The 26,111-nt window shown below is 61.7% G+C and carries 25 protein-coding genes, 1 tRNA gene and 1 pseudogene; 13 read left to right on the forward strand and 14 right to left on the reverse strand.

The features are described 5' to 3' along the window. Nucleotides 1–51: 51 nt before the first annotated feature. The 13 genes and pseudogenes from F757_RS0123815 to acs all read right to left on the reverse strand — a co-directional run bounded on the left by F757_RS0123815 (nucleotide 52) and on the right by acs (nucleotide 13,350). A complete protein-coding gene (locus F757_RS0123815; protein ID WP_027213575.1) occupies nucleotides 52–966 on the reverse strand; it encodes a peptidylprolyl isomerase in 915 nt (304 codons plus the stop codon). Between the two features lie 10 nt (nucleotides 967–976). Continuing rightward, complete coding sequence (locus F757_RS0123820) at nucleotides 977–2,881, reverse strand: ShlB/FhaC/HecB family hemolysin secretion/activation protein (protein ID WP_027213576.1); 1,905 nt, start codon at nucleotides 2,879–2,881, stop codon at nucleotides 977–979. Beyond that, nucleotides 2,866–5,031 carry a two-partner secretion domain-containing protein gene (locus F757_RS0123825; protein WP_232221450.1) on the reverse strand — a complete coding sequence of 722 codons (2,166 nt, stop codon included), beginning with the start codon at nucleotides 5,029–5,031 and terminating at the stop codon, nucleotides 2,866–2,868. Before F757_RS0123825 ends, F757_RS0123820 begins: the two co-directional genes overlap by 16 nt. A 460-nt stretch (nucleotides 5,032–5,491) precedes the next feature. After that, nucleotides 5,492–5,914, reverse strand: coding sequence for a hypothetical protein (locus tag F757_RS0123830; protein WP_027213578.1), 423 nt, complete (start codon nucleotides 5,912–5,914; stop codon nucleotides 5,492–5,494). A 498-nt stretch (nucleotides 5,915–6,412) separates the two neighbouring features. After that, a pseudogene (locus F757_RS35395) lies at nucleotides 6,413–6,663 on the reverse strand (PAAR domain-containing protein). A gap of 110 nt (nucleotides 6,664–6,773) precedes the next feature. Next, nucleotides 6,774–7,133: a hypothetical protein gene (locus F757_RS35905; protein WP_156923714.1), complete on the reverse strand. Its 360-nt coding sequence runs from the start codon at nucleotides 7,131–7,133 to the stop codon at nucleotides 6,774–6,776. A gap of 10 nt (nucleotides 7,134–7,143) precedes the next feature. Next, entirely contained in the window at nucleotides 7,144–7,509 is a 366-nt protein-coding gene (locus F757_RS34050; RefSeq protein WP_035467425.1) for a hypothetical protein, read from the reverse strand. Nucleotides 7,510–7,534: 25 nt separating this feature from the next. Next, a complete protein-coding gene (locus F757_RS0123840; RefSeq protein WP_027213579.1) occupies nucleotides 7,535–7,948 on the reverse strand; it encodes a hypothetical protein in 414 nt (137 codons plus the stop codon). Then, nucleotides 7,927–8,304 carry a hypothetical protein gene (locus F757_RS0123845; protein WP_198021434.1) on the reverse strand — a complete coding sequence of 126 codons (378 nt, stop codon included), beginning with the start codon at nucleotides 8,302–8,304 and terminating at the stop codon, nucleotides 7,927–7,929. The genes F757_RS0123840 and F757_RS0123845 overlap by 22 nt, the downstream gene beginning before the upstream one ends. Before the next feature lie 168 nt (nucleotides 8,305–8,472). Further along, nucleotides 8,473–8,563 (reverse strand) — tRNA-Ser (locus F757_RS0123850). A 60-nt stretch (nucleotides 8,564–8,623) separates the two neighbouring features. Next, nucleotides 8,624–10,642: a sodium:solute symporter family protein gene (locus tag F757_RS0123855; RefSeq protein WP_027213581.1), complete on the reverse strand. Its 2,019-nt coding sequence runs from the start codon at nucleotides 10,640–10,642 to the stop codon at nucleotides 8,624–8,626. A gap of 4 nt (nucleotides 10,643–10,646) precedes the next feature. Continuing rightward, nucleotides 10,647–11,099, reverse strand: coding sequence for a DUF4212 domain-containing protein (locus F757_RS0123860; protein WP_027213582.1), 453 nt, complete (start codon nucleotides 11,097–11,099; stop codon nucleotides 10,647–10,649). 268 nt (nucleotides 11,100–11,367) lie between these two features. Continuing rightward, nucleotides 11,368–13,350 (reverse strand): acetate--CoA ligase, encoded by a 1,983-nt coding sequence (gene acs, locus F757_RS0123865; RefSeq protein WP_027213583.1) that lies wholly within the window; start codon nucleotides 13,348–13,350, stop codon nucleotides 11,368–11,370. 411 nt (nucleotides 13,351–13,761) lie between these two features. On the opposite strand from acs, the gene F757_RS0123870 reads away from it, so the two are divergent. From F757_RS0123870 to F757_RS0123910, 9 genes are all read left to right on the forward strand, one after another. Continuing rightward, nucleotides 13,762–14,664: a DMT family transporter gene (locus F757_RS0123870; protein WP_027213584.1), complete on the forward strand. Its 903-nt coding sequence runs from the start codon at nucleotides 13,762–13,764 to the stop codon at nucleotides 14,662–14,664. A gap of 343 nt (nucleotides 14,665–15,007) precedes the next feature. Beyond that, entirely contained in the window at nucleotides 15,008–15,574 is a 567-nt protein-coding gene (locus F757_RS0123875; RefSeq protein WP_013339807.1) for a TIGR00645 family protein, read from the forward strand. A 52-nt stretch (nucleotides 15,575–15,626) separates the two neighbouring features. Beyond that, complete coding sequence (locus F757_RS0123880; protein WP_027213585.1) at nucleotides 15,627–17,150, forward strand: fumarate hydratase; 1,524 nt, start codon at nucleotides 15,627–15,629, stop codon at nucleotides 17,148–17,150. A 182-nt stretch (nucleotides 17,151–17,332) separates the two neighbouring features. Then, the gene (bfr, locus tag F757_RS0123885; RefSeq protein WP_027213586.1) at nucleotides 17,333–17,812 is read left to right on the forward strand and encodes a bacterioferritin; all 480 of its coding nucleotides are present in this window, start codon (nucleotides 17,333–17,335) and stop codon (nucleotides 17,810–17,812) included. Between the two features lie 137 nt (nucleotides 17,813–17,949). After that, nucleotides 17,950–18,834: a glutamate racemase gene (gene murI, locus F757_RS0123890; protein WP_051376858.1), complete on the forward strand. Its 885-nt coding sequence runs from the start codon at nucleotides 17,950–17,952 to the stop codon at nucleotides 18,832–18,834. A 473-nt stretch (nucleotides 18,835–19,307) separates the two neighbouring features. Further along, complete coding sequence (locus F757_RS0123895) at nucleotides 19,308–19,544, forward strand: (2Fe-2S)-binding protein (RefSeq protein ID WP_027213588.1); 237 nt, start codon at nucleotides 19,308–19,310, stop codon at nucleotides 19,542–19,544. A gap of 284 nt (nucleotides 19,545–19,828) precedes the next feature. Next, the gene (locus F757_RS0123900; protein ID WP_027213589.1) at nucleotides 19,829–20,563 is read left to right on the forward strand and encodes an energy transducer TonB; all 735 of its coding nucleotides are present in this window, start codon (nucleotides 19,829–19,831) and stop codon (nucleotides 20,561–20,563) included. A gap of 27 nt (nucleotides 20,564–20,590) precedes the next feature. Beyond that, nucleotides 20,591–21,319: a MotA/TolQ/ExbB proton channel family protein gene (locus F757_RS0123905; protein WP_027213590.1), complete on the forward strand. Its 729-nt coding sequence runs from the start codon at nucleotides 20,591–20,593 to the stop codon at nucleotides 21,317–21,319. A 25-nt stretch (nucleotides 21,320–21,344) separates the two neighbouring features. Then, complete coding sequence (locus F757_RS0123910) at nucleotides 21,345–21,764, forward strand: ExbD/TolR family protein (protein WP_027213591.1); 420 nt, start codon at nucleotides 21,345–21,347, stop codon at nucleotides 21,762–21,764. 393 nt (nucleotides 21,765–22,157) lie between these two features. Here F757_RS0123910 and F757_RS0123915 read toward each other — a convergent pair whose 3' ends face one another. Further along, nucleotides 22,158–23,144, reverse strand: coding sequence for a LysR family transcriptional regulator (locus F757_RS0123915; RefSeq protein ID WP_027213592.1), 987 nt, complete (start codon nucleotides 23,142–23,144; stop codon nucleotides 22,158–22,160). A gap of 121 nt (nucleotides 23,145–23,265) precedes the next feature. On the opposite strand from F757_RS0123915, the gene F757_RS0123920 reads away from it, so the two are divergent. From F757_RS0123920 to hemP, 4 genes are all read left to right on the forward strand, one after another. Then, entirely contained in the window at nucleotides 23,266–24,144 is an 879-nt protein-coding gene (locus F757_RS0123920) for a pirin family protein (RefSeq protein ID WP_027213593.1), read from the forward strand. A 216-nt stretch (nucleotides 24,145–24,360) separates the two neighbouring features. Continuing rightward, entirely contained in the window at nucleotides 24,361–24,759 is a 399-nt protein-coding gene (locus F757_RS0123925) for an OsmC family protein (protein ID WP_027213594.1), read from the forward strand. 82 nt (nucleotides 24,760–24,841) lie between these two features. After that, nucleotides 24,842–25,324 carry an SRPBCC family protein gene (locus tag F757_RS0123930; RefSeq protein ID WP_013339819.1) on the forward strand — a complete coding sequence of 161 codons (483 nt, stop codon included), beginning with the start codon at nucleotides 24,842–24,844 and terminating at the stop codon, nucleotides 25,322–25,324. A 371-nt stretch (nucleotides 25,325–25,695) separates the two neighbouring features. Next, nucleotides 25,696–25,959, forward strand: coding sequence for a hemin uptake protein HemP (gene hemP, locus F757_RS0123935; RefSeq protein ID WP_027213595.1), 264 nt, complete (start codon nucleotides 25,696–25,698; stop codon nucleotides 25,957–25,959). Nucleotides 25,960–26,111: the final 152 nt, after the last annotated feature.

Genomic DNA, 26,111 nt, shown 5'->3' on the forward strand with positions numbered 1-26,111 from the left:
GGCGTCGCAGCGGTTTCACCCCGCCCGCTGCATCCCTCGCAAAGCAAGGTGTTACTGCTGCTGAATCCGTGCGTTCTTCATCAGATCGACAACCACCTGCGCGGTCGCTTTCTGCAGCGCCACCTGTTCAAGTTGCTTGCGCAAGGTGTCCTTGATCTGGTCGTATTGCGGCACTTGCGTCGGACGCTTTTCGTCGACGCGCAGAATCCAGAACGCGTCGCCGACCTGTACCGGCGCGCTCGACACGCCGCCCTGCGGCAGCTTCACGAGTGCTTCGGCAAGCGGTTGCGGCCAGTTCTGCGTGTTGCCGGGCTGAATCGGCGTCCTGAACGAAATCCAGTTAAGCGCGCCGCCTTGCGCGGCCCCTGGCCCCTGGCTGTACTGCTTCGCGAGCTGCGCGAAGTCTGTCCCCTTCTTTAGTTGCGTCAGCACCGTTTGCGCGGTGTCCGCATCTTTCACGGCAATGGCGCTCGGCTTGTATTCGAACTCGCCGAGCGTGGCGACGATCGCGTCGTACTTCGCCTTTACGTCTGCATCGGTTACCGGCGCAGGCTTCACCTGATCGCGCAGATACGCGGCAGTCATTGCTGCGGATTTCGCCTGCTCCACTGCGGCCACCACCTGCGGGCGGGATTCGTAGTGCTGTTTTTCCGCAGCCTGGCGGAACAGTTCGCGAGCGATCATCTGGTTCTTGATCGATGCGCGCAGCGTGGGGGTGTCAGGTGCGTTCGACGCGCGCACAGCATCGTCGAGCTGGGCCTGCGTGATGACTACGTTGTTCACGCGTGCGACCGCGTTGGCGGGCAACGGACCCGGCGCCGCTTCGACGCTTTTTTCCGCAGAGGGCTTCGTCGAAGGCTTGTTGGCTGCCTGTGCCGTCGGCATGCCGACAGCGAGGCCTGCTGCGGCAAGCATGACGAACAGCGTGGCGTTGCGGATCGTGACTGCGATCGGGCGATGTTTCATAGGGACCTCTTCAGAGTGACCAGTTGAGCGTGGCGAGCAGCACGGTGGCTTTCTTTCCGAGCGCGGCCGGTTGAAGCAAGGCCTGCCCGAGCAGCACCTCGCTGGTGACGGTTTGTGTCTTGTAGCGCCATTGCGCGCGTGCGCCGACGCCCGTGCCGATCAGCGTCGGCCAGCCGCCTTGCGCGACGAGATGCGACTTGCCGCCGTCGAGAAACACATACGGTTCGAGACGCGCGTCGTGCCAGGCAGGCACGTTCTGCCAGGCCGCCTCGTTGCGCAGATAAAAGCCGCTGTCGCCTGCAATGCCGCCTTCGGTAAAGCCGCGCACCGAGTCCATGCCACCGAGGAAAATCTGCTCGTTGCCGAACAGCGCGACGCGGCTGTACTGGCCGCGCAGCGTGCCGCGATAGCTCCATTGCATGCCAGCCAGCGTGCCGAGCGCGATCTGCAGCGTGGCAGTCGCATCGAGCCGTGTGAACTGACTGTGCGCCTCGACCTCGTCGATGCCGGCGCTATCGTGACTGGCCGAGAGCCACGGCAAACCGCGCGAGACGCCCACGTCCCACGTCGCAGCCGCGCCCTGGTCGTTCGCGACAAAACGGCGCAAACCATTCAGACCGATGCGCAATACCGTGAGGTCCTGCGGCGACAGTTCGATACCGTTCAAGGTGCGCTCGGTGCGCATCTTCGTGAGCGTGACGTCGACGCTCGTGCGGCCCGCACGCGAACGTGTCAACACATCGTTCCAGCCGAGAATCTGGCTGAACGTGCGGCCCTGAAGCAACGCGATGTCGCCGATGGCCTGCTGGTATTCGGAGAGCGACGTCGTATAGCTGAAGGTTTGATACCCGTAGGGCGCCGCAGCGGAAAACACCAACGCATTGCTGTCCTGAGTGCCCACGAAGTTAAACGACAGCGACTCCTGCAAACCGATCAGGTTGTTCGCCTGCACGCCGGCGCGATAGCGCAGCGTGCCGGTTTGCGAACTGCCGTAATTGTCAATGCCGAGATCGTAGAAAACGCGGTCGCCATAGTGGTTCGTGATGGCGACCACTGAATCGCCCGGCGTCTCGCCCGGCATGATCTGGATTTCGGCCTGGTTGCGGCGCAACCGGTTGATCTGGTCGACGCCCTGCTCGAGATCGGGCAGCCGCAGCACGTCGCCTACGCTGTCGCCGAATGCCCATGCCGTACCTGCGTCGGTCAGCAGGCCGCCGCCGTGCGTCGTGTACCAGGGCTCGTTGGGATCGCGTGGACGCAGGGGGTGCCCGTTGAGCGTGAACGCCGACACCTTGCCGTCGACGATATTGACCTTCAGCGTGCCCGAAGCGAGATTCTGCGCGCCAAGATAGGCACGCGTCGTAATGTAGCCACGCGCGATGAAAGCTTCGGTCACGCGGCGCAGCAGCAGGTTGATGCGGTTGCGGCCGAGCTGCTTGCCGATGAAAGGCGCGGCAATCGTGTCGAGTTCGTGTTGCCCGAGCACCGTGTCGCCGATGAATTTGATGTGGTCGATCTTGAAGAGCGGCTCCACGTCCGGCAGCGTTTCCACATCCGCACCTTCGGGAAGGTTGACCACGGTGGGCTGCTGTACTTCGATTTGCGCGGGCGCCTGCTGGATTTCCTCGCGACGCTGCCGGTCGCGCTGCTCCTGCAGCAACCGTTGCGCAGGGTCCTGCTCAGCGCGCATCGGCACACCGAACGGTGCGCCGCCCAGTGCCGCGTTGCCGGCCAGGCCGGGCGGCAACGTTTCCGCGAAAGCGCGGGCTGATACGGCACCAGCGAGCACGGCGAATGTGCAGCGTGCAAGGCTGTGCAGGCGGTGCTTCCGCGCCTGCTGCGCGGGTCGCATGCCGGGCTGCTGCGTGGCCGGCTTGAGTGCCCGCCGCATCGCGCGCGTCAGAGTCCGAACCATGACACGAGCCCGATGTGATTGTGATTGCCGATGGTCACCGGCGCACGGTACGGCGTGCGGATGGTGTTCACGCCGCCCGCGGCTTTGACGCCACCAGGGGCGTTGAAGGCGCCCCCGTCAATGTCGGCCTCGCCGGTCAGCTCGACCTGGCCGTTGCCGCCGGTGAAGACGCCGCCGGTGTCCGCCGCGAAAATCGCCGACCATGAGTTGCCGAACCACGCCTTCAGGTCGTGATTGCGGTTGATCGCGCTGTAGCCGAGTACAGCCTGAGCGAGCGTCTTCGGCGCATCGAGCTTGAGTGTATTGAGCGCGAGCACCGTGCCGCCGGTGTTGGTAATCTGCGTGCCGGCCTTCAGCGTGATGTCCTGCGATGCTTCGATCACTCCGCCGAACGCCTGCACGCTGCTCGAAGACGACGAACTACAGAAGAAGAAGCACTTTTGCCGGTAGGAGGCCTGGCCTGTAAAGACGCCTTGCGTGAGCAACTGGTTGCGAGCCGTGACCGCAATGGAGCCGCCGTTCGCGAGAATCGAGCCGCCGACATTCGTCACGTTCGTGCCCGAGATGGAAAGCTTGCCGTCGTCCGCGGTGATGTACGAGAGCTTCGAAGGGTCGTCGATTGCGCCGTAATCCACGTCGAAACCGCTTTCGCGATGCTCGACAAAAAGGAGCCGCCAGCTGCGGTCGGAATAGCCGACCGGCGCGCCGCCGTTGGTACCGGCGGAATGATCGACGATGTTGTTCACGTCGCCGCCGGCCGTTATTGTCAGCGCCTTGTTCGACAGAATGCGGGCGTTCTGGTTGGTCACGGAACCGCCCGCAGTGATCGACACATCGCCAGCCACACCGAAGATGACCGAGAGTTTGCTATCCACTGTGGAGTGGTTCAGCACGTTGCCCGTCGCGTTCAGCGTCACCGCGCCGAGCGATGCGGAGTCGAGCGTATTGGTCTGCTGGCCCTGGATCAGCGAGCCAAAGTTAGTGATGTCGCCGGTGCTGGTCAGAACCACCCCGCTCTTCGCCGAGGCAACCACCGATTGAGCCGCGGTGTCCTGCGTCAATGCAATGCCCGCACCGCTGATGTCGATGCCCGTCGCGGCGAGCAGGCTACTGCCTGTCAGCGTCACGGCGCCGCTCGCAGCCAGCGTGGCCGCGCCGTTGTTCGTTGTGACCTTTGTGTCGGTCAGCGCAAGGTTGTCACGCACCTGCAGATCGAGATTGTTCTGCGCGGTGAGCGTGGTGTTGGAAAACTGCACGGAGCCGTTCGAGGCCAGCGTGAAATCTCCGAGCGTCGCGTTCAGCGGCCCGGCGCTGCGCACGCCAGGGCCTTTGTCGGTGACGATCAGTTGCACGCGGCCGCTCGTCAGGCTGCCTGCTGCGGTGATGTCGATGGCGAACGAGCTTGCGGTGGCGGGCGATGTCGACTGGCTCAGTGTCAGCCAGTCGTTGCCATTGTCGTTTGGCGACACGGCGGTGTTCAGCGTGACGTTGCTATTGCCCGCGACCGCGCGTATCCCAGCGGTTTGCGACGTGAAGGTGTTGGTCAGCGGCCCGTTGATCTGCAGGTTCTTCGCGATCAGGTCGAGACCGATCAGCGCGCCCGTCAATCCCTGCGGTCCGACAACGATGGTGCCGGTGCTCGTATCGAGCACGATGTCTCGCTCGGGAAGGCCGGCTACGGGCACCGTGTCCTTGAAGCTGACGTGCCCGGTTGTCAACGCCACACGGCCGGTATTGACGAACGATCCGCCGTTCACCGTAATGCCATTGGGATTGGCCAATATCACATTGGCGCGAGAGCCTAATACATCGATACGGCCGCTGATAACGCTGGGATTCGTGCTCGTGACCTGATTGACAATCGTGCGGGCATTAATACCCACGTTGTTCAGCGAAGCGCCCGCCGCATCGACATTGAAATTCGTGTAGGTATTGCTGGAAACGCCCGCAAATGCCGGAGCGATATTGACGGTCTGGTGACCATTTGCGGCAGTGGAAACCGTCGTTGCCGTCGCGCCGTCAACGACAATGCCTGCCGCACTGGCCGTGACTGGCGCAGCGGCAAATAGCAACTGAATGAAGTAGACAGCGCGAGCAATCGCGTGCCAACTCCCGCATTTCGGGAGTCGGAGATAACACCGGCCTTTCATGCAACCCCGTCCGACAGACTCTCTAGCTTGGTTTTTGTGTAGGGCGGGTTCTTTGACCCATGCGCCCGTATTACGAATGTCGGCGTGAGCGGAAAAAACTTGAGTAAGGATCTGGAATATTTTTTATTACTTTTTCATTACGAAAAGCAATCAAATGCATAACTTAGGCGGGGCTTCGTTTTGATTATGCGATTTGCATATTTCATATTGCCTCACTCGAATCGGTTATCGCGCGGATTGCTGATCTGCTTCAAGGCCTACACCACTCGCGACGCGATACGCTCTCCATGCGGCTCCGTAAAGCATCGGGGCTTCCACGGTTGTTGTCATGGGATCGCTGGTGCCGCGCGTGCCGGGTCACCGACTCGAATAGCGTTGCTGGTCTGCGGGGTTCCAATGAAAGGTGCCATCTTGGACTTCGCGCCGCCATCAACCCGCCGTTATGATTGATGCAGAAGCATCACCACTTGCAATTGCCATCGGCGATTGCACTAGTGTTCAACACGAAGGCGGTTTTCTGAGTTTTCTTCTTATTGGTGTAGACCATAGAGGATACTTCCGTTCCTTGCGTGATCATTTCGTATTCGCCGGTTGCCTGTCCGTTGTATATCTCGGTCCAGGTTGTGGTCTCCTGACCGGGCGCATCTTCGCTCAACGTTTCCCCCGCTGAGTTGGCGAGGACCAGCGGGATCGGTTGTTTTGAGTTCTGGTATCTCACGAAGCCAGACGAGAATTTGTTGGCTGAGTCGTAGTACGTACGCATCTCAAAGTTGATCGGTTTCCCGTCGCCGGAACTGAAGCAGAATGTCTCGCTCGTTATTTCTGCATGAGTGACTGGAGGCAGACCGAGTAGCACTACCGCAAGGAGAGATTCTTTGAGCATTTGGCGTTATTGCTTTTTCAGCCGAATCGATCAGCAATACGGTCTACGCGTCTTGAGACTCGCAGCAGCAGAGGACTCATCGTCCACAGTAGTACCTCGACCGTTGCCGACTGCTGGGACGCTACCAGTTCTGGCGGCGAATTACACTTGCAGATGAGAAGCCGTCGCTTAACGCCGTGCGTCGGTTGTCCGGCCCATTTATCGATAGCCGCGCCCCATCACAAGCGATCTAAAAGAGAGCGTTACACGCGTCACTATCGACTGCGACCGTTTGTTTGGCTGGATATCGCAGACCCCGGATACGCGTCGTCGCCACAGTCTATCTGTCCATTCGGCGCAACGTAGCATCCATCCGGCGAAATGACTAATGAGCCTGCATCGCCTGACGCGGAAGACACCGCACGCTTCGATTGGTCGACTCCCTTCGCGCCGATATAGGCTCCGCCCAACGTGAGACCACGTTCTTCTTGCTGCCAATCTTGGCGACGGTCGCGAGTATCAGATCAAACTTGAGATAAGGCGACAGCCACACGTGGCCCGGTGACCATGCCGAGCAATAGGGATACCGTCATCGGTCATCGATGCGTCTCCTTCCTCAATCACGTTCGGCGATACGTCCGGATGCCGCGGGCACGAAACACGGTCGCCCTTACGCGCGACGAAGCGGCCATCGTAACGCATCGTCGCCGAGCCGGTCAGTACTTTGCCGCCGTGGTCGGTATCGTCGTCAACACGGTGAGGTTCATCATGAGGTGATGTGCTTGGACAGCATCGACTACAAGAACCGATGACTATGAGGAGCGATATTAAACTGACCGCATCATTACGATCAGCCGACGATCTGCTGCGCAGTTTTCATTCAACGCCCGTAGTAGCGGGTAACGCCGTAAAACAAGTCGTCATCTTGCGTTTTTATAACCACTATGTTCCCGTTCTTTTTCCATAACCAGGAACATTGGCCGAGTCCAACATCCGAGCACACTTGCATCTCCGGCCGCCCTTTGCATCTTTCGTCTTCGGGAGCACACGGTAGAGCGTTGGCGCCACGATACGGCCTCCATCCATGCTCCAACATGATTTCACGAACCTTGTCGTAGGGCGTCTCGTTCTTGATGGCAGGAACATTCAGTCCATTAATACCTGACTCAGCAAGCACGCTACCGGAAAAGGCAAACAGCAATGCGCAAACAAAGTGTCTCAAAGACAATTTCAGGCTCACGTTAATCAGCTCATTCCTTGAATTTGACTGAGAACATCCACCAATTTTGCAGTAGACCCGTCGTTATTCGTGTTGGCCGCGCTTTGATAATACGACATGTGACCGTTCGATATTCTACCGTCTTGAATCGGCAACCTCGCGGGGCGGAAATGGAAGCCCACTCCTGCGCCGCCGCATATTGAGCGTCATCTATAGTTTCCTTGCCGTTTTTGACAAAATCGGCCAATGCGCCTCCGCCGGCCTTGTTGAAGAGGTAGTCTCTGAAAAACCGTTCCTGCATATCTGCATCGTATTTTTCATTCCCGGTGGATCCCAGAGCCGCCTTACCAGACCTAAGCGTGTATAACGTTGTTTGATATTTCCCTGTCGCAAACATTCGGTTTGGCGCTAAGCCAGTTCGATCAGGCGTTGCGATAAATATAACAGTCGGGAACCAGCCGGCCGTTCACAACGTTGCCCCGAAAAGCTATTCCAACAATTGCCGAAGATGGCGTCCTTGCCACAACGCGAAGTTGCATCAGCAGTTCATCATCTGGCGAGATAATTCGTACGCTCTCGAGGCTGATTGTCGGGTTGCCCTTCTTTTTCTCTAGCTTCCGTAACTCAACTTGGACAGCTGTATAAAGCCTTTTGGGCCCCTCGGCTTTGAGCAAAGGAGTGGCGAATTCCAATACCCACTCTAGCGACTGTTCACGACGAACCCAAAGCGCTGCGCGAATCTGCAATTGCGCCTTGTCGAGCGAGCGGAGGAGTTCGGACCCCGCATCCACGGCGTGGGCAGGGACGCGCTCGCCTACCAGTGCTGTTTCAACCATGCCAGAACTCCCTGTTTTCTCGCGATGACAGCGGAGAGATAGTCTCTCGCCTCTAACTGCGTGCGGGTCGTGTTGTAGCGTTCATGCTCAGACCAATCTTTAACCACGGCCCAGTTACTTTCGAACGCCGCATGGGCTTGAATGTTTGCCGCCAATGCGGGGCGCAATCCCGCGAGCCTAACTAGATCGTCGAGATTATGCGTATAGCTATCTGTAACGAGCCTCTTGTCGGGAAAGTCATAAAGCTTGAACTGTTTGCACAGGCAAGCCTTGAGGGCGCATTCGATCGCGTACCCGGCAATGTAGTAGGCCCCCTGATGTTGACCGGCAGCGAGCAATGCCTTAGCGTCGGTCACCCGCGTCGTCGCCAATCGTTGAAAATCAGACCGATGCATGGACTCCCCCGATTCGATCCTAGCCAGTTGCTAATCTCAACCGCTCCTGGAATCTATTGTATTTTTTGGTGGGCTCTTTGGCGGGTAGAAACGAAAAACGGGCTCAGAAGCCCGTATTCATTGGTTTCCTGGCGGAGAGAGGGGGATTCGAACCCCCGATAGGCTATTAACCTATACACGCTTTCCAGGCGTGCGACTTAAACCGCTCATCCATCTCTCCGCGGGGAGCCGAATTATAGCAAACTTCGCGCCGTGCGCCAGTCCTCTTGAAAGAAGCCGTCTAAGGATGGCGGATATAGTCCACCAGCGCCGTCGTATAAGCGTCCGGCTTGCGGTCCAGCAGGCTCACGCCGATCGCCACCAGAAAGCCCGCCGGCACGCCGAACACGCCGGAACTGATCGGCTCGATGCCGAACCAGCGCGGTCCCGCGAAACCGGTCATCTGCGCGAAAAAGGGATACGTCGAAACGATGTAGTAGATGCACACCAGCAGCCCCGCCAGCATGCCGGCGACTGCACCGAGGCGCGTCGTGCGCTTCCAGAACACGCCCAGCACCAGCACCGGAAACAGGCTGGATGCCGCAAGCGAAAACGCCGCACCCACGAGGAACAGAATATTGCCCGTGTTCAGCGACGCCACATACGACGCAAACAGCGCCACCCCCAGCAGCAGAATCTTCGAAATCGTCACCCGCCGCTGACTCGACGCCCCCGGATCGACCATGTGGTAATAGACATCGTGCGATAAGGCATTGGCGATCGTGAGCAGCAAGCCGTCTGCAGTGGAAAGCGCCGCAGCCAGCGCGCCCGCGGCGATCAGACCGGACATCACATACGGCAGCCCCGCAATCTCCGGCGCAGCCAGCACCACCATGTCGGGCTGCATCTGGATCTCGCTCCATCGCACGATACCGTCGCCGTTCGTGTCCGCGAGCGTGATCAGGCTCGGCTCGACCTTGCGCCATTGCGTGAGCCATTGCGGCAAATCCGCAAAGTGATGACCGACGAGGTTCGTCAGCATCTCGTACTTGATCAGCACCGCGAGCACCGGCACGGTCACGTAGAACAGCGCGACAAAGAACAGCGTCCAGCCGACGGAACGCCGCGCCGAAGCCACCGAAGTCGTGGTGTTGTAGCGCGTCAGAATATGCGGCAGGCTCGCCGTCCCGAGCGAGAGGCACAACAACAGCGAAAGAAAGTTGCGCTCGTGCATGCGTCGATCATCGTCGCCCGTTGCGGGAAAGGGCTCATGCATCGGCAACGGCGCGGCGGCACGCATCAGCATTTCATCGCGCTGCTGGGTCCACACCACCTGCGCGGCGGCGGCATCGCGCGGGAACTGCTCGAGCGCCTTCTCGCGCTCCTTGATTTCGCGCAGCGGACCATTGCGGCGCCGCAAGTCCGCCACCTGCTGCGTGAGCCGCAGTTTCTCCTCGACGAACGAATGCGGCAGCATGTCGAGCCGCTGCTGCATCAACGTAGCGCGGCGGCGGTAGTCATCGCGCACGGTCTGCTCGAGCGGCTCGTCGCGCACCTGTTTTTCAAGGCTCTCCATGCGCTCCATCAAACGGCCGTAACTCAGTTGCGGCACCCAGCCAAGACCGTCCTTATGCGCGATCATCGAAACCGGAATCAGAATCGCGGCAATCAGAATGATGTACTGCGCGACCTGCGTCCAGGTTACCGCGCGCATGCCGCCGAGGAACGAGCACACAAGAATGCCCGCGAGTCCGCAGAAAATGCCGACGGCGAAGTCGACGCCGATGAAGCGCGTCGCAATCAGACCCACGCCCTGGATCTGCGCGACGAGATAAACGAACGAACACAGAATCGCGGATAACGCCGCAAGCGCACGCACCGCATTGCTCGAAAAACGCGTGCCAAGAAAATCGGGAATCGTGTAGCGCGCGAGCTTGCGCACGTAGGGCGCAAGCAGAAACGCGACGAGGCAATAGCCGCCGGTCCAGCCCATCAGATAGGCAAGGCCGTCGTAACCGGTGGCGTAAATGGAACCGGCGAGGCCGATGAACGACGCCGCCGAGAGCCAGTCTGCCGCCGTTGCCATGCCGTTGAACGCGGACGGCACGCGCCGCCCCGCCACGTAGTACTCGACCAGATCAGACGTGCGCGACAGCAGACCGATCACCGCATACACGGCAATCGGCACGAACAGGAACACATAGCCGATCCACATGCCCGGACCGGTGGTGCGCTCGATGCGCCACATCACATAGACGAAAAGCAGGAAGCCAAGCGTGTAGAACGCATACGAGCGGATCAGCCGGTTCGTCAGCTTCATCGGCTCAAGTTCCGCGTGCGCCGGAATCCGCGGCGGCTGTGGGCTGCGTCGTCATGCGTTCCCTTGCGGCAGCGTGAGCGGCGTCATTCGCATCGCCAGCGCTTTGCGTGCTCCGGGCAGCAGCGTTGGCGTCTGCATCGAATGCGCGTTGCAAGCGGCGGTCGGCGCGCTGCATCGACAGAATGTAGACGACGATCAGCGCAAGGTAGATCAGGATCGCGCCTTGTGCGCCGAAGTAAAACGGCAGACTGAAGCCCGCAAAGCGCACGCGCGCAAGCGCCGGCGCAGCAAGCGGGAGCAGGAAGGACACGGCGAAGCCGACCGTCATCAACGCGGCGATCAGCGCGACGTTAAAGCGCCAGTACCGTTGATGCGCGCGCGCCAATGCCTCCGACACCGCCGGCGGTTCGGGTGCGGGATTGTGCGTGGCGTGAGGGATGGGGTGCGGCGCGGCCATGCGCCTATGTATCAAAAAGGCACCGCGCAGGCAATCGGGATTGTCCGCGCGACACCGCTCGCGGCGCCTGGCGGAGGTGCATGCCGAACGTATACGGCGAAGATGTCCGGCCAGGCGCCCAGTGAACCTGGCCGACAACGGTTGCCCGACGGACTTGCCGGATGGGCGCTGCCCGACGAACTTGCCCGATGAGGGCTACCGGGCGAGGGACGCGTCACTCGACACGTCCGTCGCCGTTTCACAGGCGCCGCAACGGCCGGGGCGTCGCTTACAGCGACTCGCCGAGCTGATCCAGAATCGCTGGGTTTTCGAGCGTGGAGACGTCTTGCGTGATGGCCTCGCCCTTCGCCAGCGAGCGCAACAGACGGCGCATGATCTTGCCCGAACGCGTTTTCGGCAGGTTTTCACCGAAGCGGATGTCCTTCGGTTTGGCGATCGGACCGATTTCCTTGCCCACCCAGTTGCGCAGTTCGTTCGCGAGTTTCACCGCCTCCTCGCCTTCCGGACGCGCGCGCTTCAACACGACGAACGCGCACACCGCTTCACCGGTCGTTGCGTCCGGGCGACCCACCACGGCAGCTTCGGCGACGATCGGATTCGACACCAGCGCCGATTCGATTTCCATTGTGCCGAGACGATGGCCGGACACGTTCAGCACGTCGTCGATACGACCCATGATCGTGAAGTAGCCGGTCTCCTTGTCGCGCACGGCGCCGTCGCCGGCGAGATACAGCTTGCCGCCCAGCTCCTCAGGGAAATAGCTCTTCTTGTAGCGGTCGGGATCGCCCCACACGTTGCGCAGCATGGAAGGCCACGGCCGCTTCACGACGAGAATGCCGCCCTGCCCGTTCGGCACGTCCTGACCGGTTTCGTCGACGACCGCAGCCATGATGCCCGGCAAAGGCAGCGTGCATGACCCCGGTACGAGCGGCGTCGCGCCCGGCAGCGGCGTGATCATGTGACCGCCGGTTTCGGTTTGCCACCACGTATCGACAATCGGGCAACGGCCGCCGCCGACGTTCTCGTGATACCACACCCACGCTTCGGGGTTGATCGGCTCACCGACCGTGCCGATGATGCGCAGCGTGGACAGGTCATAGCTCTTCGGATGCACTTTCGGGTCCGCCTCGGCCGCCTTGATGAGCGAGCGGATGGCGGTCGGTGCGGTATAGAAAAGCGACACCTTGTGCTTCGCGATCATGTCCCAGAAGCGGCCGGCGTTCGGATAGGTCGGCACCCCTTCGAACACGACCTGCGTGCCGCCGAGCGTGAGCGGACCATACGTGATGTAGCTGTGGCCGGTGATCCAGCCGATGTCGGCGGTACACCAGAACACGTCGGAGGGCTTCCAGTCGAAAGTCCACTTCATGGTTTGCGCAGCCCACAGCAGATAACCGCCGGTGCTGTGCTGCACGCCTTTGGGCTTGCCGGTGGACCCGGACGTGTAGAGGATGAAGAGCGGATGCTCCGCGCCGACCCATTCGGGCGCGCATTGATCGGACTCGGCTTGCGCAAGCTCGTGCATCCACAGGTCGCGGCCTTCGTTCCAGGCGATCTTGCCGCCGGTGCGCCTGAAGACGATCACGCTCTTCACCGCCTCGCAGCCGCCCATGGCGAGCGCTTCGTCGGCGATGTTCTTTAGCGGCAATGCCTTGCCGCCGCGCATCTGTTCGTCGGAGGTCACGAGCGCGACCGCGCCGACGTCGACGAGACGCTCGTTCAGCGACTTCGACGAGAAGCCGCCGAACACCACCGAGTGTGTCGCGCCGATACGCGCGCAGGCCTGCATCGCGACGATGCCTTCAATCGACATCGGCATGTAGATGACCACGCGGTCGCCCTTCTTCACGCCGCGCTTTTTCAACGCGTTCGCAAAGCGCGACACGCGTTGCAGCAGATCCTGATAGGTGACGCGGGTGACGGTGCCGTCGTCGGCTTCGAAAATGATCGCGACGCGCTCGCCGTTGCCCGCTTCCACGTGCCGGTCGATGCTGTTGTACGACGCGTTCAACTGGCCGTCTTCGAACCACGTGTAGAACGGTGCGTTCGATTCGTCGAGCACCTTCGTGAAGGGCTTGTTCCAGCTCAGCGTCTCGCGAGCAAGACGCCCCCAGAAGCCCTCGTAGTCGCGTTCCGCCTCGGCGGTCAGCGCATGGTAAGCATCCATGCCGGAGATCGTGGCGCCTGCCGCTGCTTCAGCGGAGGGCGGAAAAACGCGGCGTTCCTGAAGAACCGATTCAATCGCAGACATCGACAACCCCTTGGTGAAGATGAAAACCTGTGCCGGCGCACGCTGGTGCGCCTGTCATGTGGGCGCCGCAATCGAAGCACGATTGTCGACGCGCTGTCTCCCGCCCTCGCGCGAGCGATCCACATTGGATCGCCGCGCCGCGGCCGCCCGCTCTTGCATCGCTCATGTCGCATTGCACCATGAACGAAGACGAAGCCGCGTCCGCTCTCGTGTTCAACCATAAGCGGTGCAACTTACCGGGCACTTACGCGAGCGCTGCTCGCATGCCCGCAAAAACCCTGACGCGATTCGTACGACGCTTTCGACGCAGGGTCACGAGCGTTGCCGCCATGCGCTCGTTTGGCAGCGGCTCTTACGCTGCGTTGAAGCGCCTAATACAATGCTAACTGAACTAGCTGCCCGGATTCCAGTTTGAATCGTTACGCCCTGCTTCTCATCACTTCGATGCTGTTGGTCGGCAGCAATGTCGGCATCGGTAAAACGATTGTCGAGTTCGTCCCCGTGCCTCTTTTCGCGCTGTTGCGATTCGTGATCGCAATGGCCGTGCTATGGCCGCTTCTTCGCGTGGCAAAACTGCGCCGCGTAAAGCGCGACGAATGGCTCAACCTGTTTTTGCAGGCGCTCTTCGGCACCTTCGGGTTTACGCTGCTGATGCTCAACGGCGTTCAGCGCACGAGCGCGGTGGCGGCGGGCGTCATTACGAGTACGATTCCCGCAGTCGTCGCGCTGCTGTCCTGGCTCATATTGAAGGAGCGCCCGGACCGGCGCGCGCTTGCGTCGATCGCGCTGGCCATTGCAGGCGTGGTCGTCATCAATCTCGCGCATGCCGGTGCCGGGGGTGCTGGGGGTGTCGGCACAACGTCGCTGGCCGGCAATCTGATGGTGCTCGGTGCAGTGTGCTGCGAGTCGCTTTACATCATCCTGTCGCGCCGCCTCACGCAAACGCTCGCGCCCATCGACATCTGCGCATACACGCATCTGTTCGGCCTGTTGTTGATGCTGCCGCTCTCCGCGGGCGCGCTCATTCATTTCGATTATCGCGCGGTGCCGGCGAGCATCTGGAGTCTCGTGCTGTGGTATGGACTGTCCGCGAGCATCTTCTCTTTCTGGCTCTGGATGAAAGGGATTCGCCACGTGCCGGGCAGTCTCGCCGGCGTATTCAGCGCCGTGCTGCCGGTCGCAGCCGCCATCTACGGCATAGCGTTTCTCGGCGAGCGGCCCACGCTCGCGCACGGCATTGCGCTCGCCTGCGTGGTAGCGGGTATCGGACTCGCCAGCGTGAGGGTCAAGCGCGTGCCGCCGGTCGCATCGTAAGCGACCGCTCGGCTCTTCGTGCCGCCTGACGCCGCTTCCTGCCACCTGGCGCCGCTTCGTGCTGCCTGGCGCCGCTTCCTGCTGCCTGGCGCCGCCTTGCCCGCCGCGCCGCAGCAAAGCCGGCCGACGCTGTACAATAGCGCGCCTGACATGAGCGCCGCCGGCGGCACGTCTCGTTGCTGTCCGCCTGCGCCGCGTCGTCCGCGCCTCGCTTTGCGCGCCCGGTCCCCGCGCGTGATTTGCACAGACCGGCCGCATCGGGCCCACGTTCCGTCACCTGCGTTAGATCCGACTCTTGCCTATGTCCGCTTCGCGACCCGACTCCGCGCGCCAACGCCGTCCCATGCGTCCGCTGCCTGTGATCATCTTCATGAGCCGCTGGCTGCAGGTGCCCCTGTACCTCGGCCTGATCGTCGCCCAGGCTGTCTATGTGGTGTTGTTCCTGAAGGAAGTCTGGCATCTCGTCACAGCTTCGATGACGCTCGACGAAACCAACATCATGCTGGTCGTGCTCGGTCTGATCGACGTAGTCATGATCTCGAACCTGCTGATCATGGTGATTATCGGCGGGTATGAAACCTTCGTGTCGCGGCTGGGTGTAGAGGGTCATCCGGACGAACCGGAATGGCTCGACCACGTGAACGCGGGCGTGCTGAAGGTCAAGCTCTCCATGGCGCTCATCAGCATTTCGTCGATCCATTTGCTGAAAACGTTCATCAGCCCCGACCAGAACACCACGCATACCATCATGTGGCAGGTGATCATTCATGTGGCGTTCCTCGTCTCGGCGCTCGTCATGGCCTTCGTAGACCGCCTGACCACGAACACGCATCCAAGCCATTTTCAGGAACCCGCGGACTTGCAGCCGCTGGGTTCCGCCGGTTCCTCTCCCCTGAAAGCGCACGACTGACCGCACAGCCTGCGAACAGAAAAAAGCGCCACTGTCCCCACCGAGCTTAGCCATGACCGTCATCAAACAGGAAGATCTGATCCAGAGCATTGCTGATTCGCTTCAATACATCAGCTACTACCATCCGCTCGATTACATCCAGGCCCTGGGCCGCGCGTACGAACTCGAACAGAGCCCGGCCGCAAAAGATGCGATTGCGCAGATCCTCACCAACAGCCGCATGTGCGCTGAAGGCAAGCGCCCGATTTGCCAGGACACGGGCATCGTCACCGTGTTCGTGAAGGTCGGCATGGACGTGCGTTGGGACGGTGCGACGATGAGCGTGACGGACATGATCAACGAAGGCGTGCGCCGCGGCTACCTGAACCCGGACAACGTGCTGCGCGCGTCGATCGTGAGCCCGCCCGAAGGCGCGCGCAAGAACACCAAGGACAACACGCCGGCCGTGATTCACTACGAGATCGTGCCGGGCGATAAAGTCGACGTGCAGGTCGCCGCCAAGGGCGGCGGCTCGGAAAACAAGTCGAAGTTCGCGATGCTCAATCCGTCGGACTCCATCGTCGACTGGATTCTGAAGACCGTGCCGACCATGGGCGCGGGCTGGTGTCCGCCCGGCATGCTGGGCATCGGCATCGGCGGCACTGCTGAGAAAGCGATGGTGATGGCCAAGGAATCGCTGATGGACCCGATCGACATTCAGGACGTGATCGCACGCGGCCCGAAGGACTGGATCGAAGAACTGCGCATCGAACTGCATGAGAAGGTCAACGCGCTTGGCATCGGCGCGCAAGGTCTGGGCGGTCTCGCCACCGTGCTCGACGTGAAGATCATGGCTGCGCCGACGCACGCCGCGTCCAAGCCGATCGCGATCATCCCGAACTGCGCGGCCACGCGTCACGCTCACTTCACGCTGGACGGCTCGGGCGTCGCGAAGCTCGAAGCGCCTTCGCTCGACGCATGGCCGAAAGTGCAATGGGAACCGAACACGGAGACCAGCAAGCGCATCGACCTGAACACGCTGACGCCGGAAGAAGTCGCTTCGTGGAAGCCGGGCCAGACACTGCTGCTGTCGGGCAAGATGTTGACGGGCCGCGACGCGGCGCACAAGCGCATTGCCGATATGCTCGCGAAAGGCGAGAAGCTGCCGGTAGACTTCACGAACCGCGTGATTTATTACGTCGGCCCGGTCGATCCGGTGCGCGACGAAGCGGTCGGCCCGGCGGGCCCGACCACCGCCACGCGCATGGACAAGTTCACCGAGACCATGCTCGCGCAAACCGGCCTCATCTCCATGATCGGCAAGGCCGAGCGCGGACCGGTCGCGATCGAGGCCATCAAGAAGCATAAGGCCGCGTACCTGATGGCCGTGGGCGGCGCTGCTTATCTGGTGTCGAAGGCCATTCGCAGCGCCAAAGTGCTCGCATTCGAGGACCTCGGCATGGAAGCGATCTACGAATTCGACGTGCAGGACATGCCGGTGACGGTTGCAGTCGATTCGAACGGCACCTCCGTGCACCAGACCGGCCCGAAGGAATGGCAAGCGAAAATCGGCAAGATTCCGGTCGCAACTGCCTGAGCTGACGCTCGCGCATCTCGCCTGTCGTGACAAGCCGGGACCACGGTCCCGGCTTTTTTCATGCTGGGCATGCGTTACGCGTAGGGCCTGAAACGGCGCCGAAAGATATTCTGTTCTCTTGGCTTTTTCAGGTATGGCGTTTATTGTTGTTGGAAAATTGAAGTCCCCACTAAGGAAAGATCATGCAAGGCGACACCAAAGTTATCGAGTATCTCAACGCGCAGTTGAAGAATGAACTGACCGCGATCAACCAGTATTTCCTGCACGCGCGGATGTACAAGCATTGGGGTCTCGAAAAACTCGGCAAGCATGAGTATGACGAGTCGATCGGCGAAATGAAGCATGCCGACTGGCTGATCGAACGGATCTTCATGCTGGATGGTCTGCCGAATCTGCAAGACCTGCATAAGCTTCTGATCGGCGAGGAAACGAAGGAAATTCTGGAATGCGATTTGAAGCTTGAGCAGATTTCGCAAAGCACCTGCAAGGAAGCGATCGCGTATTGCGAATCGGTTCGCGACTTTATCTCGCGTGAAATCTTCGTGAAGATTCTCGACGACACTGAAGAGCATATCGACTGGCTCGAAACACAGCTCGACCTGATCGACAAGGTCGGCATTCAGAACTACCAGCAAACCGCGATGGGCTCGGTGGAGTCCTAAGCGGATGCGAGGCGTTGCCACGCGTCGCCTCACGGGCCCGCTAATCCGGGACAGCGTGCGGCGCGCCGGCGATATACTTGCCGACTTCTCTTTCCCACGATTTGCCTGAGCGCCGCCGCGCAGCGCGTCTATCGCCTATGTCCGCAGAACCGTCTTTGAATGCATCGATCATTACCACGGACACGGCTTCGCGCGCACCGGTGGGCATTTTCGACTCGGGTCTTGGCGGTTTGTCGGTGTTGCGAGCGGTTCGCGCGCAATTGCCCGACGAGGCACTGCTGTACGTCGCCGATTCGCTGTACGCCCCATACGGCGAGCGCGACGACGACTTTATCGCCGACCGCACGCTCGCCATTGGCGAGTGGCTGGTCCGGCGGGGCGCCAAAGCGCTCGTCGTCGCCTGTAATACGGCGACCGCACAATCCATTGCACTGGTACGCGAAAAGCTGCCCATTCCGCTAGTTGGCGTGGAACCGGGCATCAAGCCGGCCGCCCTGCAATCGAGGTCGCGCGTGGCCGGCGTGCTCGCGACACAGGTCACCTTGCGCAGCACGCGCTTTCAGGCCCTGCTCGAACGCTACGCCGCCGATTGCCGCTTTATCTGCCAGCCCGGTCACGGGCTCGTGCAGGCGGTCGAGCGCTGCGACGTCGGTTCGGCGCAATTGCGCGCACTGCTCGCTGGCTATCTTCAACCGATGCTCGAAGCCGGCGCCGACACGCTCGTGCTCGGCTGCACGCACTATCCGTTTCTCGACGCGGCGATCCGTGACATCGTCGGCGAGCGGATGGCGCTGATCGACACGAGCGTGGCCATTGCGCGTCAGCTGGAGCGCGTGCTTGAGCAACACGGCATGCGTGCGGCGCCGCAAGCGGCCGGGGCGCCGCTACCGCGCTTTTTTTCCACCGACGGCGGCGCCCACCTGCGACAGCTTGTCGCTACGCTACTCGACATGGATGCCCAAGTCGAACGCGTGTCGATTCCCTCGCGCCGTACCGCGGCGCTGTCCTCGCAGCCGGCCTGAAGGGCGGGAGCGGGCCGAACGGGAGCGGTGGCGGCCCGCTGGCGGCCCTTCCTGGCGTTCTCACGGCCCGTCTAACCTTTCCGACCCGTGCGACTCCTTCTACGGCCTTCTACCCCTCACTCAGCCTTCCCGACCTTCCCCGCCATTCGCAACGCCCTTCCCAGCCCTTCCCAGCCCTTCCCAGCCCTCCCAGCCCTCTCAGCCCTCTCAGCCCTTCCCAGCCCTCTCAACTCATCCAGCCAGTCCCGAACCCAATTTCGGCTATTTTCCTGCTCGCCCGTTCGCAGCGCAGCGTCGGCCCCGTTATCCCTGCGGACGCCTCGCGACGCCCAGCAGCGCCCCCACGCCCAGCCCCCAGCCCGCCGAAACCCTCCTAAGAGTCTGGTTTTGCTAAAAAAACGCGGTGGACGCTTGCCAAACGGCCCAAACAAAATGATAATAATTCGCATTAACGTTAGCTATGACGCCACCCCATGATTGTCTGTGTCTGCAAGTCTGTATCTGACCGAAAGATCCGTGCCTCGATCGCGGAAGGCGTCGACTCGTTCGACGAATTGCAGTTCGAGCTCGGCGTGGCCACCTGTTGCGGCAAGTGCGCGGACTCCGTGCGCGACGTCATGATGCAAAGCGGCGTGTGCGCAACCCGCTGCGGCTTCGAGCATCATCAGCAGGCCGCGCCCGTCACGTTTTACGAACGCAAGGCGGCGTAACCGACGCTCTTGGTGCAGTCGCCCGAGCGACCCTGCCCCAGGTTTGCCACCGCTGCTGCCCGTGTCCTACAGTCCGTTTAGCGCCGATTCAGCGCTGTTTGCTTAACCCACTGCCGTCAGCAAGCCAGTATTGCTACCAGCCAGCTACCGCTCGTCCACTTGAGGAGCTTGAGATGGAACTGCTGATTGGTTTCGTGACCACATTGTGTATTTCGCTGCTGATCTTCCGAACATGACGATGTTTTGTCAGGCCTGCTGCGTCGACAGCACGCCGCCACGCTAACATGCAGGCTTCGCATACCATTGCAGCCGGCGCCGCCCCGGCTTCGTCCACCCGAATGAATCCCCGCGTCCTGACCGCGACCGCCACCGTTGCGGCGGTTCACGTCGCGTTGCTGGCCGTGATCCTGACGCTGCGCCACGAACCGGTGCAGCCGGCGCTCGAGTCGCGCGTGATGACCGCGCAACTGCTGCCGCCCGCGCCAGTTGCCGCGCCGGCCGCTGTGCAGTCGGTCGCGCCGCCCCCGCCAACGCCAGTCCCGCCGGTGCGCAGCAAACCGAAGGTCCAGCCGAAGCCGGCGCTCAAGCCCACGCCCGCGCCGTTGCGCGAGGCGCCCGCGCCTTCGCCGACGCCCGTCACCGCGGCTGAACCAGCGGCGGCTGCGCCGCCTGCGCCCGCGGCACCGCCCGCAGCGCCGGCTGCGCCCGCCATCGGCCGCCAGACGATGGAAATCACCGCGCCGAAAAATGTCTCGCACCTCGACTGCAACATTGCGAAGCCGGACTACCCGGCGCTTTCGCGCCGCCGTGGCGAAACCGGCACCGCGTATGTGAAGTTCGTGGTCGGTTTGACCGGCAAGCTCGAGAATATCGAATTGAAAAAGAGCAGCGGCTTCAGCCGTCTGGACGACGCCGCGCTCGCCGCCGCGCATGCCAGCGCATGCAAGCCCTATCTCGAGGACGGCCAGCCGGTTCGAGCCGCGTATACACAGCCTTACAACTTCAATCTCGAAGATTGAAGCGGATTTCAAAATAAAGGAATTGCAATGCAAAACTACGGATTGGCGCACGTGTGGGCGCAAGGGGATTTCGTCACGCGCGGTATCGCGCTCGCCTTGCTGGTGATGTCGGTGATGTCGTGGAGCGTGATCGTCGTCAAAGGCTGGAACGTGGTGCGCCTGAACCGCCTCACGAAGAACGCCGAGCAGGCGTTCTGGCACTCGGACGACCTGGCCGACGGCGTGAAGAAGCTCGGCGCCGGCTCGTCCACGCCGCAGGACAACCCGTTCCTCGCGCTCGCGCTGTCCGGGCAGGAAGCGGCGGATCATCATCATCAGACGCAGCCGCATCTGCACGACCGCATGGACGTGTCGGACTGGGTGACGCGCTGCCTGAAGGACACCATGGATGAAAGCGTCGCGCGCATGCAGAGCGGCCTCGCGATTCTGGCGTCGATCGGCAGCACGGCGCCGTTCGTGGGTCTGTTCGGCACGGTGTGGGGCATCTATCACGCGCTACTCGCCATCGGCGCAAGCGGCCAGTCGTCCATCGATCAGGTGGCCGGTCCGGTGGGTGAAGCGCTCATCATGACCGCATTCGGTCTTTTCGTTGCGATCCCGGCCGTGCTCGGCTACAACGCGCTGACGCGTGCGAACAAGGCCATCGTCGCCAAGCTGAGCCGCTTCGCGCATGGTCTGCACGCATTCTTCGTGACGGGCGCGCGCCTTTCGTCGACCAAGCGCGACGGCCTGCGTCTCGCGACGCGCGTCAACTGAAGCGCCAACTGAGCGAGGCACACAGATGGCAATGAGCCCTTTCGCCGGCGACGATGACGACGGCCTGATGAACGAAATCAACATGACGCCGCTCGTCGACGTCATGTTGGTTCTCCTGATTGTTTTCATGGTCACGATTCCGGTGATCCGCCACGCGGTGAAAATCGATCTGCCGCATGCGAGCAGCCAGAAGGAAGACACCAAGCCCGCGCAGGTGACCGTCGCGGTCGACGCCGACGGCAACGTGCTGTGGAACGACAAGAAGGTCGACGAAGCGCAGTTGAGCGCGAAAATTGCAGAGGCCGCGGCGGCCAATCCGCAGCCTGAACTGCACCTCGATGCAGATCGCAAAGTGCCTTACGAAAAGGTCGCGCAGGTGATGTCGGCGGCGCAGGCAGGCGGTCTGACAAAGATCGGTTTCGTCACGCAGCCCAAGGGCAAGTGATACGCACGGCACTGCGCGCGGCGCAAGTCGCCGGCTTCACGAAATGAAGAAAAGCCCTTGAAACAGGGCCTTAAAAGTAAAAGGCCTTCATCGTCAGATGAAGGCCTTTTTTTGTGCGCGCGCGGCGCCTTCGGGCGGCGGGATCATTTGCCATTGGTCGAAGACTGCTGGCTCGGATCACCGCATGCGACAGCCGTGCTCGACACGGACAGCGCGGTCAGCCCTATCAGGCTCGCTATGATAGCGGCCATGAGTTTTCGCATAGGAGACTCCTTAGCGAAGGGATTTCAATATAGCGCCGTGAGCCCGTGCATTCAAGCAAACGGCCATTGAAAGTACTCATGACAGGCCGCGCTTCAATGCTAAAAGCGATGCCGCGCTGCGCGCAATCTGCTAGGAGGCGACCGCTGCCGCGCTGCGCGCGACGTTGCGTTCCTCTCCCGCCGGGCATTCGCTCATGATGTGCTTACCGTCATCCGGATCGAGCATCTCGACCAGATAATCGACGAAGGCGCGCACGGCCGGGACCATGCCCTGCCGCGAGACGAACACGGCGTACAACTGGGGCGCCGGAAAAGTCCAGCCCGGCATGACCGGCGACAGTTGTCCCGCGCGCAAGGGGGCGCCGTACATCATCTCGGGCAACGCAGCAATGCCAACGCCACACAACACCGCTTCGCGAATCGTCGAGAGGTCCGCGGTCACGAGACGCGGCTCGTGTTCGTGCACATGACGGCTGCCGTCCGGCGCAATCAGGTTGTAGACGTGCCGTCCGTCGCTGGTCGGCACGTCGAGCGTTTCAAAGCGCGCCAGATCGGTCGGCTGCAATGGCGGCGCGTTCTGCTGCAGCAGGCTCGGCGCGCCCACCAGCATCTGCTGCGTGCGCCACAGCGGGCGCACGACGATGTTGGCGTTTTCCGGCGGAGCGGAACGCACGCGCAAGGCGACGTCGATCGAATCTTCGAACAGATCGACGACACGATTCGTCACACGCATGACGACGCGCACTTCGGGATAACGATGCATGAACTCCGGCAGAATCGTCGACAGAATCGTTTGCGAGATCGTGACCGGCACGCTCACGCGCACTGTGCCGCGCGGCGACGAGCGCAGTTGCTGCACGACGTTGACGGCCGCCTGCGCCTCGCTCAGCATCGCCTGGCAATGCTGGTAGAACAGTTGGCCCGCTTCGGTCAGTGCAAGCTTGCGGGTTGAGCGCTGCAGGAGCCGCACGCCGAGCGACGCTTCGAGCTCCGTCAGCCGGCGCGACAGGCGCGACTTGGAGATACCCAGCACGCGTTCGGCGGCGGAAAAGCCGCCATGTTCGACGACCTGCGAAAAGTACATCAGGTCGTTCAGGTTGTGTGAATCGATCTTCATCTATCGTTCCAGTAATAGAACAATCCATTGCGTGACGGCGGCTGGCAGCTTGAAAAACGGTCCCTATAATAGCTCCATGTTTCAAAAATAACGCTATTCCCGAATTTTCGAGGTGATATTGATGACCGCGACACGCACGATCGAACGCACGTATCCCTCCGTTCGCACCATTGAAGGTGGCGGCTTCGTGGTCTACCGCCCGTTTCCCACCCGCATGCTGATGGACTTCGATCCGTTCCTCCTGCTCGACGAAATGGGTCCCGTCGATTACGCACCCGGCGAGGCGAAGGGTGCGCCCGACCACCCGCATCGCGGTTTCGAGACCGTCACGTATGTACTCGAGGGTCAGTTCGGCCACAAGGACTCGGCCGGCCACTCCGGCACGCTGCACGCCGGCGACGTGCAATGGATGACCGCCGGCGCGGGCGTCGTGCATAGCGAAATGCCCGACCCGTCGTTCGTGCGCACAGGCGGGCGCGTGCACGGCTTGCAACTGTGGGTGAACCTGCCGCGCCGCGACAAGATGATCGCGCCGCGTTACCAGGATGTGCCGTCGGCGAAGATTCCGGTGGCGAGCTCGGCGGACGGCAAGGTGCGCGTGAAGGTGATCGCAGGCGAGGCGCTCGGCACGAAAGCCGCAGTGGAAACGCGCACGCCCATTCTGTACCAGCACTTTTCGTTGCAGCCGGGGGCGACGATCCGCCAGCCGGTGCCCGCCAACTATCGCGTGTTCGCTTACGGCCTCGCGGGCAAGGGCTTCTACGGCGAAGGCGAGGCTCGCCAGGAAATCGACGCGCGCCAGATGGTCGTGTTTCGAGACGACGGCGACTCGGTGACGCTCGCCGCCGGCGATGAGCCGCTCGAAGTGTTGCTGCTTGGCGGCGTGCCGTTGAAAGAGCCCGTCGTGCGTTACGGCCCTTTCGTCATGAATACGGAAGACGAAATCCGCCAGGCGGTGGTCGATTATCAGGCGGGCCGGATGGGCACGATCACGCACTGAACGACGCGTGGGGTTTCCTGCTGCCGGACACGGCCTCAGCAGCCTCACACAGCTCACTGCCTCACACGGGCGCCAGCGCGCCGCCTGCTCGCGGCCGGGGCGCAAACGCCGCCGACTTCGTTCACAATAGCGATTCCTGCCGCGCGCGCTCTTTTCGAAACTTCAGCCGATGCAGCCGCCGCGCGGCGATTTCCGTCCCTGCTTTCAGGAGCGCGCATGGCAGAAGCCACCGTCACCGCCCACATTGGTTCGACGAATTATCAGGTCCATTTTGACGACGGCAAGCACACGTGGCTCGCCGACGAACCGGAATCGCTCGGCGGCGGCGATCGCGGCCCGACGCCTGTCTCGTTGCTGCTGTCCAGTCTCGGCGCGTGTACGTCGGTCACGCTGAAAATGTACGCGCAACGCAAAGGCTGGCCGCTCGACGAAGTGCACGTTACGCTTGGCATCGAAACCGGTGACGAAGGCTCGACTATCGACCGCAAGATTCAGTTGCGTGGCGAGCTATCCGACGAGCAGCGGGAACGTCTCTTGCAAATTGCCAATGCGTGCCCAGTTCACAAGATTCTCACGCGCTCGATCACGATCCGTTCGGGCCTGACCGTCGCATGACTCGCGCATGGCCGGTCGGCGTGCAACAGTAACGGCCCGGCTGTGTGCAGCGCTTGCAACGCTTTCATAGGATGCTGTCGTCTTGAATTTCGAACACCTTATCCAGATCAACGACCCGTTGAACCCGTTTGTCGACTCGATGACCCGCGAGCAGCTTTGGGAAGGGCTCGTGCTGCGTGCCGAGCAGCCGCAGCTGTTCGTGATGGGACTCGACAGCTGCACGATCCTTTCGCGCGAAGGCAATACGCTGGAGCGTGAGCTGCACTATGGTCAGGCCACGGTCCGCGACCGCGTCACGCTGCAGGAAAGCCAGAGCGTGCGCTACGACATCCTGCCGACGGCGGATCATGTGGGCGGCTCGCTCACCATGACCATTGAGCAGCCGGACGAACTGCAACTGTTTCTGCGCTTTGAATACGCGACCACGCTGCCGGTTTCCAACGACCAGGACGCAGTGCAGACGCAGGAGATCGTGAAGTCGGCCTATCGCGAGAACGACATCGACACGGTGCGCCTGATCCGTCAGTACGTGCAGGCGAGGCAGGAGCCCGGTTCGCTGCACTGAACCTCGCGGCTCGCGCGGCGTCACGCTGTCGTGCTGTGCCCTGCCGCCGCGTCTGTCGCCGCGTCGTTCTGTCGTACCGCCGCCCCGCCGCGCCGCGCCGCGGCTGCATCGCTCTGTCGCCGCATCGCTCTGTCGCCGCGTCGCTGCATCACTCCGTCGCCGCACCGCCTCGCCGCGACGTGTCCAGAGCGGTGGCGACGCACCGCTGCTGCCGCGTGCAACGCGCGGCTGTTATTCGTTGCCCGAGCAGCGTCTTTCGCCACCGTGCCTTTCGGCTATCGAAAGCCTGATCCGATGAATTTCTGCCTCTTGTAAATAGGAATGGTTATCATTTAGAATTCATCCATCGAATCAAGCAACAGCCAGGACGAATGACAGATACCACTCGCTCTTCCACGCTCAGCCTGCGCCGCCCCGCCGCCGCGTTGACCAGCCGCCCTAAACCCGCGGCGGCCACGACGACAGCCGCCGCCAGGCCGGCGGCAAGCCGCGCGAACGATCCGTCCGAGACGTCGGGGCGCGTGGTGCACAGTGAGGCTTTGCTGCAAGGACACAGTCACATCAGCATCGTGCATAACGGCGAGACGTATCAGCTGCGCGCCACGCGTCTTGGCAAGCTGATCTTGACCAAGTAACGACCAGATTGCAGTACCGGGTATTGTGGGGACCACCTCCTCTGAGAGGTGTTGGGCATTAGCCAGCCACGACGGCTTGCACGTGAGAACTAGACCCCTTCGTGCAGACACCAAGCCAGCCGTCGCAGCCAGCCAGGCCGCTTTTTTGGTTC

Origin of the sequence: Burkholderia sp. WSM2232 (assembly GCF_000472545.1) — a bacterium.
Taxonomy (GTDB): domain Bacteria; phylum Pseudomonadota; class Gammaproteobacteria; order Burkholderiales; family Burkholderiaceae; genus Paraburkholderia.

Coding starts and splice junctions, on each gene's coding strand:
- F757_RS0123815 (WP_027213575.1), bottom strand. CDS start 966: ATGAAACATCGCCCGATCGCAGTCACGATCCGCAACGCCACGCTGTTC.
- F757_RS0123820 (WP_027213576.1), bottom strand. CDS start 2,881: ATGGTTCGGACTCTGACGCGCGCGATGCGGCGGGCACTCAAGCCGGCC.
- F757_RS0123825 (WP_232221450.1), bottom strand. CDS start 5,031: ATGAAAGGCCGGTGTTATCTCCGACTCCCGAAATGCGGGAGTTGGCAC.
- F757_RS0123830 (WP_027213578.1), bottom strand. CDS start 5,914: ATGCTCAAAGAATCTCTCCTTGCGGTAGTGCTACTCGGTCTGCCTCCA.
- F757_RS34050 (WP_035467425.1), bottom strand. CDS start 7,509: ATGTTTGCGACAGGGAAATATCAAACAACGTTATACACGCTTAGGTCT.
- F757_RS0123840 (WP_027213579.1), bottom strand. CDS start 7,948: ATGGTTGAAACAGCACTGGTAGGCGAGCGCGTCCCTGCCCACGCCGTG.
- F757_RS0123855 (WP_027213581.1), bottom strand. CDS start 10,642: ATGAAGCTGACGAACCGGCTGATCCGCTCGTATGCGTTCTACACGCTT.
- F757_RS0123860 (WP_027213582.1), bottom strand. CDS start 11,099: ATGGCCGCGCCGCACCCCATCCCTCACGCCACGCACAATCCCGCACCC.
- acs (WP_027213583.1), bottom strand. CDS start 13,350: ATGTCTGCGATTGAATCGGTTCTTCAGGAACGCCGCGTTTTTCCGCCC.
- F757_RS0123875 (WP_013339807.1), top strand. CDS start 15,008: ATGCGTCCGCTGCCTGTGATCATCTTCATGAGCCGCTGGCTGCAGGTG.
- F757_RS0123880 (WP_027213585.1), top strand. CDS start 15,627: ATGACCGTCATCAAACAGGAAGATCTGATCCAGAGCATTGCTGATTCG.
- bfr (WP_027213586.1), top strand. CDS start 17,333: ATGCAAGGCGACACCAAAGTTATCGAGTATCTCAACGCGCAGTTGAAG.
- murI (WP_051376858.1), top strand. CDS start 17,950: ATGTCCGCAGAACCGTCTTTGAATGCATCGATCATTACCACGGACACG.
- F757_RS0123895 (WP_027213588.1), top strand. CDS start 19,308: ATGATTGTCTGTGTCTGCAAGTCTGTATCTGACCGAAAGATCCGTGCC.
- F757_RS0123900 (WP_027213589.1), top strand. CDS start 19,829: ATGCAGGCTTCGCATACCATTGCAGCCGGCGCCGCCCCGGCTTCGTCC.
- F757_RS0123905 (WP_027213590.1), top strand. CDS start 20,591: ATGCAAAACTACGGATTGGCGCACGTGTGGGCGCAAGGGGATTTCGTC.
- F757_RS0123910 (WP_027213591.1), top strand. CDS start 21,345: ATGGCAATGAGCCCTTTCGCCGGCGACGATGACGACGGCCTGATGAAC.
- F757_RS0123915 (WP_027213592.1), bottom strand. CDS start 23,144: ATGAAGATCGATTCACACAACCTGAACGACCTGATGTACTTTTCGCAG.
- F757_RS0123920 (WP_027213593.1), top strand. CDS start 23,266: ATGACCGCGACACGCACGATCGAACGCACGTATCCCTCCGTTCGCACC.
- F757_RS0123925 (WP_027213594.1), top strand. CDS start 24,361: ATGGCAGAAGCCACCGTCACCGCCCACATTGGTTCGACGAATTATCAG.
- hemP (WP_027213595.1), top strand. CDS start 25,696: ATGACAGATACCACTCGCTCTTCCACGCTCAGCCTGCGCCGCCCCGCC.